Raw genomic sequence first — 4,793 nt, forward strand, 5'->3', positions numbered from 1 at the left:
CCATTTGATCTCCTCGACCACGTCGGGTTCGGCCTGCTTGATCAAGGTGCGGATCTCGTCGACCCGATCGATGCGCCAATCCTCACTCACGGTGCCAATGTACGACGATCTTCGGCCGAGATCACCCGTTGAAAAGGAACTCCAACACGCCACCGATGCGGGGACGATTTGCCCGGAGAGCGTCCAGGCAGACGTTTGAGGCGCGCGCGCTGCGGGGATTCAGTCTGCACGTCGGGGGGTCGTTTGCAGCCAGTGTCGTCCAGCAGCAGGGCGGCACCGGTCTTGAACGAGAGGTCAGCGCGGCATATGCCCGCTGGCCGACGAGTTGGACCAGGAGGTTCACGATGCAGATGAAGAAGCTAGTTGCCGGTAGCGCAACGGCCGCCGCGCTGGGTTTCGCCGCTTTCGGCGCAGTCAGTGGCGTCGCGCAGGCAGACCCCGACAAACCAGGGCCGCCGTGGAACCCGGGTCACGGCTCCGATGTCTGGCTTCCCGGAGACCCACCCGGGCACAATCCGTTCGGTCCGCCCGGACAGGTGATGAAGGGCAACCCAGTCGTCCCTGGTCTGACCGGCGTGCCGCCGGGTCACTGGGGTGACCCAGTGCGATTCGGGCTCCCGCCGACCTGGGTGCCCGACAACCGGGTGGAACTCGGTATTCCTGGGCCGCTACCGCTCGTGTGGAACATCGAGGCCAACTCTTGGGGCATCTGGTGGAATGACGTCTTCATCTCCTTCAATCCCTGAGTGACGCTCGCTGATGGCCGTCCTGCCCAGGCAGGGCGGCCATCGCTGGTTGTTGGGGTCCTCGCGCGCCGGGCGGCCACCTATTCGTCGACGCGGAACTGCGCCACGCACGCTGTCGTCGACATGCCCGGTAGGTGCCGGCACGCGTCCATAATCGGAGCCATGGGGATCGAAACCTGGTGGCCGAAATTGACGAGCGAGTCGCAGAACTGGCTTATCGATCACAATGGTGAGCCGTTGGACACCTCTGTGCGCCAGGACATCTTCGACGTGAACCAGGGCGGAACGGACCCGTCCTGGTGGGCAGGAGAATCGTCCGACGGAGCCTGCGAACTCACCGACGACGCCATCGACTGGATCGAGGCTGTCGCCAATGGGGAGCCGAATGCCTGATCTTCTTCTCAGCGCTCTAGACATTGAACGGGAACTCGACCACGTCACCGTCCGTCGCATTCGCGCTAGGCGTCCAGCGCACGTCGAAACTTGTAGACCGGCGTATTTTTGACCTTCGCCCAACGTAACGGCATCGGTCGTCATCCCCATCCCGCACAAGTGTTCTGGGACTAGACCATCCACCCTGGCCACCTGTCCAACGTCCTGCCCGGGATCGTCTCAGTCGACGCCGGCAAGGAGCCTCCGTATGCTCTTGGCGATCTCTGGCATGGGATCGTTCGGCATCAGCAACAAGTGGACCGGCGTGTTCACGAAAGTGGATGCTCCCAAGGTGTTGGAGTTCCGTATACGGAGTCCAGGTTCCCGTCACCACCATCGACACCTTGGCGGAGTTCCGGGCGGCACTCGCTACACCTGCAACGTCACTGGCGAGCCCACCCAGGGGGCATCTATCGGCCGGCTGATCGATGCCATGCTGTCGAGAGCCATGAAGCGGACGATGACGAAGCGCCGGGCAAAGCTCCCCGCTCACGTCGACGCATGGGCGCGATCAACTCGATCGACGGACAAGATTGCCGAGGTCCGCAAGAGTCGATCTCGCCCACTCAGCGACAGCGTTCGGGTAATTGTCGTCCGGCATCGTCACCACATCCGCCGCTGTTACCGACCAGGACCTCGGCCAATCGGGATCGACATGGCCCCGGTCACCCGGCTCGGCCTGACGACCCACCTTCCTAGTGCCAATAGACCGATTGATACCGCGGCGGAGGTGCGCGATGGGCCGCGCACCGTCGGCGAGTTGCTCGGCGACCGCACTGCCCAAGTCCGTCAATGCGTCTGCCGCCACCCGGAACGGGTGCTGGAGTTGATAGGTCGATACCGCGAAGAAATGCGTCCGCATCCCCAACTCGGTGTCGAGCAAGGGCAGCACACGCGTCTCGATTTCGAGAAGTTCGTGCACCCGCGTCCAACATTCGCCGGACGCAGGCAAGGGTGCGCCGCATTCGACGCAGAGACCAGCAGTCAACGCATTACGCCTTCTTCGGTAACCCTTCTGGACGTTGTAAGGGAACTCGGCCGAATACCGTTGCCATGCAACGTCTCACGTGCGGCACGCGTCCCGCCGGTGACGAATCGAACTGGCCTCGATACGGGCCCTGTCGTCAATGATGTCGTAGATCACCCGGAACTCACCTCTCCTCGCTGCATAGGTTCCGGCCAATTCATTCTGAAGCGGTTTACCGACACGCCGTGGATTGTCGGCCAGCGGTCCCGTGATGAACTCGAAAAAGGCCGCGGCAAGCGCCTCCGGAAGTTCTTCGGACAAAGCCCTCCGCGCTCTCGGAGAGAAAATCACTTCATAAGTCACCCGGGCAATCGCCCCTTGGCCCGCATCTCCTTCGTCGCGTCGTCAAGGGTGTGGAAGTCCCCGCGCGTGACGACGTCTGCGGTCATGAATGCCGTCAGACCGTTTCAGTCCTGGGTGTCGAGTGTGCGGCAGTTCTTGGCATTGGCTTGCGTCAGTTCGTAAGAGACGATCAACATTGCATCCCCGGTCATGTGACCGCCAGTTTCAGACGGTCGAGTCGGCGAACGAGGATGCTGGGAAGCCACTGCCCGACGTCTTCGGCGTGAATCCACTCCGTCTGTTCCAGCAGCATCCGCAAGACGATCTGGGCTTCCAAGCGCGCCAGTGCCGCCCCGACGCAGAAGTGTGCGCCCCTGCCAAAGCTGATGTGCCCCTTTGCTCCGCTGCGGTCGAGCCGGAACTGGTCGGGTGTGTCGAACTGCAGGGGGTCGCGGTTGGCAGCCCCCCACATCAACAGCAGGCGCGAATCGGCGGGCACGTCGACCCCCGCCAGCGTGGTGTCTCTCACCACATGGCGGTAGTGGCCCCGAAATGGTGACTCATAGCGCAGCGTCTCTTCGATGAACGCACCAAGCAGTTCGGGGTGGGCGCGGAGCTGTTCTTGAATGTCGCTACGGTTCACCAGGATCCACGCCGCACTGCCCAGTAACGACGCGGTGGATTCGCCCGCTGCGCTGAACAACGTCAACATGATTCCGAGCGCCGGAAGCTGCTCCAACTCGCCAGAGGCGTAGCGGGCGGCAAGATCACCAATCAGTCCCGGTGCGGGGCGTTCACCAGCCTTCGCGAAGTGCTCCATGACGTATCCGGCGAGCTCCATCGCAGCCTTGCCTGCGGCTTCGAGTTGGGCTGGACTCACGACACCGTCGAGCAGTGTCGTGGTAGCGAAACCCAGTCGGATCAGCGTGTCGACGTCTTGTTCAGGGAGTCCGAGCAGGCGGGCGACGACCATCATCGGGAGCCGGTTGGCCACCGCGCTCATCCATTCGATCTGGCCGTCGACCAGTCCTTCGGACCACAGCTGGATCGCCGTGGCTTCGGCGAACTCTTCGATGACGCGTATCCGTCTGGCGGTGAGATGCGGCACCAGCATCTTGCGGTGTGCGTCGTGCACCGGGTCGTCGGCGGTGGCTAGCGCGTGCATAGGCCCACCGAGAGTCCCCATGTCGAATGGGGTAACGGTCCCGTCGTCGTGGAACACCATCGTCGCAGTGAGGTTCGACGAAAAGTCCTCAACACGGTTGACGGCCTCCACGACGGCGTCCCAGCCGCACACCGCGTAGAACACGGAGTCGCCGATGCGGTGCACCGCTGCGTGATCGCGCATCCGGTCATAGAGCGGGTAGGGGTCCTGCAACGCCTCGGTGCCGAAGAAGTCCGTCGCGTCCGCCAACAGGGTCATGCGCTCAGGGTGAAGGGGGGCGGCCACCTGCGTCAACGGCGTACGGCGAACATGAAAGCCGGGTCGAGACGGGCACGGCTCCGGGGCTCTCACGCAAGCCGGCAAACCTGCACCTTCGGTGAGAAATCGGTCGCCAACCTTCTCACGATGATAAAAAGAGTTCATGACTTTGCGGCATGAAATCGACTGACCGATGGCGACCGACGACTGGCTGGTGGGGCGGGATCGCCATGACGCGGCGGCTGAGCGGATCTACGCCGCAGCCGCCAAGTTGATGTCGCGGCACGGCTACGACGCCTTCAATGTCGACGCCCTGGCTGCCGCCGTTCACTGTTCTCCGGCGACCATCTATCGCCACACCGGAGGCAAGACCGCGATCCGCGACGTCGTGCTGAGTTTGCAGGCGGAGCGCATCCTCGACTCGGTTCGTGAAGCCATCGCCGGGCTGACGGGTCCGGAGCGAATCGTCACCGCCACGACGGTCGCGTTGCATCGCCTGCGAACCGATCCGCTTGCGAAGATCATGCGTTCGATGGCCACGCTTCCCGGTGAGGAGTGGCTCACCGACTCACCCATCGTCTCCCGCTTCGCGACCGAAATGGTTGGGATGAGCACGCCCGATCCCCTTGCCGCACAATGGTTGATCCGCGCGTTCCTGGCACTGTGGTACTGGCCGCTCAAAGACGCCGATGCCGAGGAGCAGATGGTACGGCGATTCCTTGGGCCGCCCTACGCGGTCGACACCGACGGCACGGTCGCTAGCTGATCGACGGGTCGTCAGACGTTGAAACGGAACTCGACCACGTCGCCGTCGGCCATGACGTAGTCCTTGCCCTCCATCCGCACCTTGCCCGCGGCTTTGGCTGCCGCCATCGAACCCGCG

Annotated in this window: 7 protein-coding genes; 3 read left to right on the plus strand and 4 right to left on the minus strand. The window is 63.3% G+C overall.

Annotation, left to right across the window (positions count from 1 at the left end; all coding sequences use genetic code 11):
- Nucleotides 1-350 precede the first annotated feature (350 nt).
- Together VIQ49_RS13045 and VIQ49_RS13050 are read left to right on the plus strand one after the other, a co-directional pair.
- The gene (locus VIQ49_RS13045) at nt 351-746 is read left to right on the plus strand and encodes a hypothetical protein (RefSeq protein WP_331885192.1); all 396 of its coding nucleotides are present in this window, start codon (nt 351-353) and stop codon (nt 744-746) included.
- A 162-nt stretch (nt 747-908) separates the two neighbouring features.
- Nucleotides 909-1,139 (plus strand): hypothetical protein, encoded by a 231-nt coding sequence (locus tag VIQ49_RS13050; RefSeq protein ID WP_331885194.1) that lies wholly within the window; start codon nt 909-911, stop codon nt 1,137-1,139.
- A gap of 550 nt (nt 1,140-1,689) precedes the next feature.
- Here the strand turns inward: VIQ49_RS13050 and VIQ49_RS13055 are convergent.
- The 3 genes from VIQ49_RS13055 to VIQ49_RS13065 form a co-directional block, all read right to left on the minus strand.
- Nucleotides 1,690-2,100 (minus strand): DUF5946 family protein, encoded by a 411-nt coding sequence (locus VIQ49_RS13055; protein WP_331885196.1) that lies wholly within the window; start codon nt 2,098-2,100, stop codon nt 1,690-1,692.
- Nucleotides 2,101-2,241: 141 nt separating this feature from the next.
- The gene (locus VIQ49_RS13060) at nt 2,242-2,466 is read right to left on the minus strand and encodes a type II toxin-antitoxin system RelE family toxin (RefSeq protein WP_422665467.1); all 225 of its coding nucleotides are present in this window, start codon (nt 2,464-2,466) and stop codon (nt 2,242-2,244) included.
- A 229-nt stretch (nt 2,467-2,695) separates the two neighbouring features.
- On the minus strand, nt 2,696-3,910 hold the full coding sequence (locus VIQ49_RS13065; RefSeq protein ID WP_331885200.1) for a cytochrome P450: 1,215 nt from the start codon (nt 3,908-3,910) through the stop codon (nt 2,696-2,698).
- Nucleotides 3,911-4,103: 193 nt separating this feature from the next.
- On the opposite strand from VIQ49_RS13065, the gene VIQ49_RS13070 reads away from it, so the two are divergent.
- Nucleotides 4,104-4,676, plus strand: coding sequence for a helix-turn-helix domain-containing protein (locus tag VIQ49_RS13070; RefSeq protein WP_331885202.1), 573 nt, complete (start codon nt 4,104-4,106; stop codon nt 4,674-4,676).
- An 11-nt stretch (nt 4,677-4,687) separates the two neighbouring features.
- On the opposite strand, the gene VIQ49_RS13075 is transcribed toward VIQ49_RS13070, so the two are convergent.
- Nucleotides 4,688-4,793, minus strand: a 106-nt coding sequence (locus VIQ49_RS13075) for a DUF933 domain-containing protein (RefSeq protein WP_331885204.1), incomplete at its 5' end; no start/stop codon positions are given.

The organism is Williamsia sp. (assembly GCF_036566845.1).
GTDB lineage: Bacteria > Actinomycetota > Actinomycetes > Mycobacteriales > Mycobacteriaceae > Williamsia.